Annotated in this window: 5 pseudogenes; all 5 read right to left on the bottom strand. The window is 60.3% G+C overall.

The features are described 5' to 3' along the window. Positions 1 to 669, bottom strand: a pseudogene (locus CES87_RS32090) (ABC transporter permease); the annotation flags it as partial. A gap of 90 nt (positions 670 to 759) precedes the next feature. Then, positions 760 to 1,531: pseudogene (locus CES87_RS32085) on the bottom strand (ABC transporter substrate-binding protein). Between the two features lie 528 nt (positions 1,532 to 2,059). Continuing rightward, a pseudogene (locus CES87_RS32080) lies at positions 2,060 to 3,351 on the bottom strand (FAD-dependent oxidoreductase). A 12-nt stretch (positions 3,352 to 3,363) separates the two neighbouring features. Further along, a pseudogene (locus tag CES87_RS32075) lies at positions 3,364 to 4,311 on the bottom strand (dihydrodipicolinate synthase family protein). A 77-nt stretch (positions 4,312 to 4,388) separates the two neighbouring features. Continuing rightward, positions 4,389 to 5,259: pseudogene (locus CES87_RS32070) on the bottom strand (4-hydroxyproline epimerase). Between the last annotated feature and the right edge of the window lie 298 nt (positions 5,260 to 5,557).

The raw sequence follows: 5,557 nt of genomic DNA, 5'->3' as shown, positions 1-5,557 counted from the left end.
TTTGATGCCGACCGAGTAGTGTTTTTCCAGATAGCGCAATACCAACAAAGACACGCTGGTCAGCATCAGGTAGAGCGCGGCCACCGCGAGGAAAAACGTGAACGGCTCATGGGTGGCATCCGCTGCGTTTTTGCTTTGAACATCATGTCCTGCAAACCGATCACCGAGATCAGCGCGGTGGATTTGGTCAGCACCAACCAATTGTTGGTGAACCCGGGAATGGCGAAACGAATCATCTGCGGTACCAGAATCCGCCAGAACACCTGTGCGCCACTCATGCCATACGCCGCGCCAGCCTCGGCCTGACCTTTAGGATCGCCATAAAGGCGCCACGAAAGGTTTCCGAGAGATAGCACCAAAAATGAAACCCATGGTGCAGACGCCGGCAATAAACGGATTGATGTCGAAGTAGCGGGTGTAACCGAGTGCGAGAGCAATGCGGTTCACCAGATCCTGGCCGCCGTAGAAAATCAGCAGAATCACACCAGGTCTGGATACCGCGAATCAGGGTGGTGTAACCTTCGCCCAAAACCGCCAGCCATTTGAATGGCGACAAACGAAAGGCGGCGCCGATCAGACCCAGGGCAATCGCCATGGTCATGGAGTCAGGGCCAGATTAATGGTCAGCCAGGCACCATCGAGAATGCTCGATCCGTAGCCGTGAAGCATGATGAAGTTCCTCAAACGAGCGCCGGGAGGCGCGCGAGACAGCCGAAAGTGACGCCTGCAAATGCCGGCGCCAGAGGTTCGGGTAAAGGCTTATTCGCCGTAGATATCGAAGGCGAAGTACTTGGCCATCACTTGCTGGTACTTGCCATTGGTGCGGATGGCATCAATCGCCGCACTCAGGCGTGCAACGTTCGCACTGTCGCCTTTACGCACCGCGATCCCGGCGCCCCGGCCGAAGTATTTCGGGTCGTTGATGTCCGGCCCTGTCAGGGCAAAACCCTTGCCCAGCGGTGTTTGATAAAGCTCTCATCGGTGTGACGATGTCGGCGAGCGTGGCATCCAGGCGACCTGCTGCCAGATCGAGGAAGGCTTCATTCTGCGAGCCGTAGCGCACCACCTCGACACCGGCTTTCTCAAGCTGCTCGGTGGCGAAACGGTCGTAGGTCGAGGAGCGTTGCACGCCGAGTTTCTTGCCTTTGAGATCGACCTGCGGGTCGTTGATCACGTTGCCGTCTTCATCGCGAACTTGCCCGGCGTGTGGTAGTACTTTTTGCTGAAGTCGACTGACTTCATACGGTCTTCAGTGATCGACATCGACGACAGCACAGCATCGATCTTGTGCACTTTGAGCGACGGAATCATGCCGTCGATTCCTGGATGACCCACTCGCACTTGACCTTCATCTCCTCGCACAGCGCATTGCCGATGTCGTAATCGAAACCACTGACGTTGCCCTCCGGAGTCTTGAAGGAGAAGGGCGGGTAGGCGGCTTCGATACCGATACGCAGGCTGTCTTCGTCGGCGTGTGCCAGCAAGCTTGCGGCGCACAGTGCAGAGCACCTAGAAGTTCTGTCTTGTTCATATTGTTGACTCCTTGGATGGGGCGTTTGGGTGACACGGGATCTGCCGTTCGATCTGGCGAGGTGGATCGGGGCTGAGGATTCCTGGGGATATAATGACACATAAAGTTTCATAAATCAATATCGTGAAAATAAACGTATCAGATCAAGGCGACGAAAGGTGTATGGGTGGGCGGTGATCGCCGCCATGCCACCGAACCCTTGAACAGAAAAAAGGGGCGCCGATAACGGCCAAGGCATTGGAAAACACACGCACCTGTAGGAGCCGGCTTGCCGGCGAAGGCGGTGTATCAGGCGCTGCATGGTTGACTGGCCTGCCGTCTTCGCCAGCAAGCCGGCTCCTACAGGGGGACGCGTATCCAGTCCAACCAGACCGGCTGTCAGGCTGCCTCGCTTTTGCCGTACAGGCCGCCTGCACAAGGCATTAAAAACACACGAACCTGTAGGAGCCGGCTTGCCGGCGAAGGCGGTGTATCAGGCGCGGCATGGTTGACTGGCCTACCGTCTTCGCCAGCAAGCCGGCTCCTACATCAGAACCGATCCAGCCGATACGCCTCAACCGCAGGCAATGCATTGACCTCAGCGGTGCTCACAGGCAACACCATCCGCCCAATCAGCTCGGCAGTCACCGCCGCCTGAGTCAGCCCCAGATGCTGATGACCAAAGGCAAGCAACACCTTGCCGTCGCACACCTTGTCGATAATCGGCAGTGAATCAGGCAGCGAGGGTCGAAATCCCATCCATGGCGTTGCAGCGTCAGCGTTGAGGTCGCGCTTGAACAGGCCTTTGCTAAGCCGGTGCAATTGCCAGGCGCGCTCCATGCTCGGCGGGCTGTCGAGACCGGCGAATTCGACGGTGCCAGCCAATCTCAGCCCATCGGCCATAGGGGTCATGATGAATTTGCGCTCAAGCGAGGTGACGGCGAAAGGCAGGCGCTCATGTTCATGGGGCAGCATCAGGTGATAACCGCGTTCGGTGTCCAGCGGCACCTTCTTGCCGGTCAGCGCGGCGGTGAGTCTGGCGGAGTGCGCGCCGCAAGCGATGAGCACCTGGCGGGCGGTCAGGCTGCCCTGATTAGTGAGTAGTGACACGCCACTCTCCTGCACGCGTCCATCCATCACCTGTTGCTTGATGAACTGCACACCGCTGGCCTGGGCCGCCTTGACCAACTCGCAGACGACCCGGTAGGGATCAAGAAAATGCCCCGTGCTTGGAAAGAACAGCCCGCCCTCGACCCGCTCGCTCAACTGCGGTGCAACGTCGCGTACGGTCCTGGCCTGCCATAAATCGACGGGCACTCCTTGTTGGCGCATACGAGCCTGCAATGCGTCGATCGCCTGTCGCGATTCGGCGCGCTCGAACACCAGCAACGAGCCGTCCTCTTTCAACAGGTCAGGACGGGCAATCGCTTCGAGCAGCCGCTGCCAGGCGCCAAGGCTGCTTTCGTTAAGTGCGCGGATGCCAGCGACGGTGCGCTGGAAAGGTGCCGGACGCAGGTTCAGCAACAAGCGTGTGAACCACGGCAAGGCGCGGGGCATGTATTTCCAGTCCAGGCGCAAGGGGCCCATCGGGTCCATGAGCATCGCAGGCAGGCGCTTGAGGATGGACAGGTCGGCGATGGGGAAACCTGCTCGGTTGCCAGATGCCCGGCATTACCGAAGGAGGCGCCGTGGCCTGGCGCCTGTTGGTCGATAACCATCACCCGCTGACCCTGGCGTGCCAGGCGCAGGGCGCAGGCGACGCCGATGATGCCGGCACCGATCACGGCGATGTCTGCGGTGTTGTCCGGATTGCCTGAATCAAGGAAGTCGACATGTTCGATGGCTTCTCTGTGTCAGGCGAGGTTCTGCTCTTTCGACCAGTTCGCGTACCACGTGCGGAACAACCCGTACTGGGCTTCGGCGTAACGACGCTGGGCATCGCTGAGCGCATCGGTCTCGTTGAAGTGCAGGGTGTATTCCTTGTCGCCATTGAGCACCATCAGGTGCTTGTAATAGAGCACCAGGTCGCAGCCTTCGTCGAAGGAAGACAGCACGGCCAGCGCAGATTCCAGTTCGCGAGCCAGGCGGCGAGCCTTGGCGTCACCTTTGGCCGCCTCCTTGCTCAGGGCCACCAGTTGCAGCACTTCGCGCGGCAGTGCGTTGCCGATGCCGGTGATGGCGCCGGTGGCGTTGCAGTTGACGAAGCCATGCACCACCTGGGTATCGACGCCGACCATGAGGGTGACGTCATCGTCCTTGGACGTGATGTTTTCGGCGGCGTAGCGCAGGTCGGCGGCACCGCCGAACTCTTTGAAGCCGATCAGGTTTGGGTGCTCGCGACGCAGTTCGAAGAACAGGTCGGCACGGGTGGCGAAGCCGTAGTAAGGGCTGTTGTAGATCACCGCCGGCAGGGCTGGTGCGGCCTTCAGGATGGCGGCGAAGTGCGCCTTTTTGCGCGGTTGCGGATGCGCCACGGGACAACACCCGAGGAATGACCATTAGGCCATGGGCACCGACCTTGGCCGCATGGGCCGCGTGGAAACCGCTTCGCGGCTGTTGACCGCACCGGTACCGACGATGGTCGGGATGCCGGCGGCGACCAGACGCGCCACGCCTTCCTGGCGCTCGGCTTCGGTAAGCAGGGGCCAGTCGCCCATCGAACCGCAGTACACGACAGCGCTCATGCCGATATCGATCAGTTCGCGACCCTTGGCCACCAGGGCGTCGAAGTCCGGTTTGCGCTCGGCGGTGCACGGGGTCATCAGCGCGGGAATGCAGCCAGTGAAGATGTTATCGCTCATTGTTTTAGCTCCTTGAAACATTCATTCAGGTCGATTGAGGGTATGGGGGCCGCGAAGGCGGCATCCGGCTTGGCGGCTCAAATGCCCCACGCGAAGGGATCCTCTTCGTCGATCAGCAGCGTGCTGTCGGCGGTCATGTAGGCGCGGCCGGTGATAAACGGGCGGATGCGTTCGCCTTCCGATTCGTAACGACCTTCAAACTGGCTGCCGGTGATGCTGGCCTGAACCCATCGCTCTCCAGCCGCCAGTTTTCCGTCGGCCGCCAGACACGCCAGTTTGGCGCTGGTGCCAGTCCCACAAGGGGAGCGGTCATAGGCCTTGCCCGGGCACATGACGAAGTTGCGGCTGTCGGCCTGATCGTCGTCGGCGAACAGCTCGACATGGTCGATGAGGGCGCCGTCTGCGCCGTGGATGCCTTGGGTTTGCAGGGCCTTGAGCATTGACCAGGTGTACTCGGTCAAGGCTTCGACATTGTCCATTTGCAACGCCTTCCCGTGATCGGACACCAGGAAGAACCAGTTGCCGCCCCAGGCGATATCGCCGTACACACGGCCGTGTCCGGGAACCTCGACCGGTACTTTTTGACGGTAGCGATAGGAGGGCACATTGCCCACCGTCACCGCACCATCTTCGTGCAAAGTGGCGCTGACCTGGCCGACCGGTGTATCGATCTGGTGCACGCCCGGGCTGATATGGCCCAGGTGGTGCAAGGACGCGACCAGGCCGATGGTGCCGTGGCCGCACATGCCGAGATAGCCGGCATTGTTGAAGAAAATCACGCCGCAGGTGGCGTCCGGCGACACCGGTTCGCAATACAGCGCACCCACCAGCACATCGTTGCCGCGAGGTTCCAGCAGGCAGGCTCGGCGCCATTGGTCGTGGCGGTCACGCAAGGCATCGCGCTTTTCGGCCATGGTGCTGCCGGGCAGATCGGGAAAGCCCTTTCATCACCAGGCGAGTCGGTTCGCCGCCGGTGTGGGAATCGATGACATGTACTTTTTCATGAACCTGTCCATTTGGTTGGCAAACCTGCAATGGCTACAGAGTGAACTTGTCGGCGTGGCCGCGATTGATGTCTTCCACCGGCATGGATGCGAAATCAGCACAGTTCGGATGACTTTGATGCGCCCTCGACAGGCCGCCGCGCATGGGCAACCTGCTCGGCGTGCGCCGCACAATGGGCGTTTTGCCTGGGCGAAGAGAGGGTGAACTTCATGACGCAGAACGCGTTTGCGATCCTGTGCCA

The organism is Pseudomonas sp. ERMR1:02 (genome assembly GCF_002277815.1).
Lineage (GTDB): Bacteria > Pseudomonadota > Gammaproteobacteria > Pseudomonadales > Pseudomonadaceae > Aquipseudomonas.
Note: the sequence above shows the minus strand (reverse complement) of the source record. Positions and strands in the feature narration are given on the sequence as shown.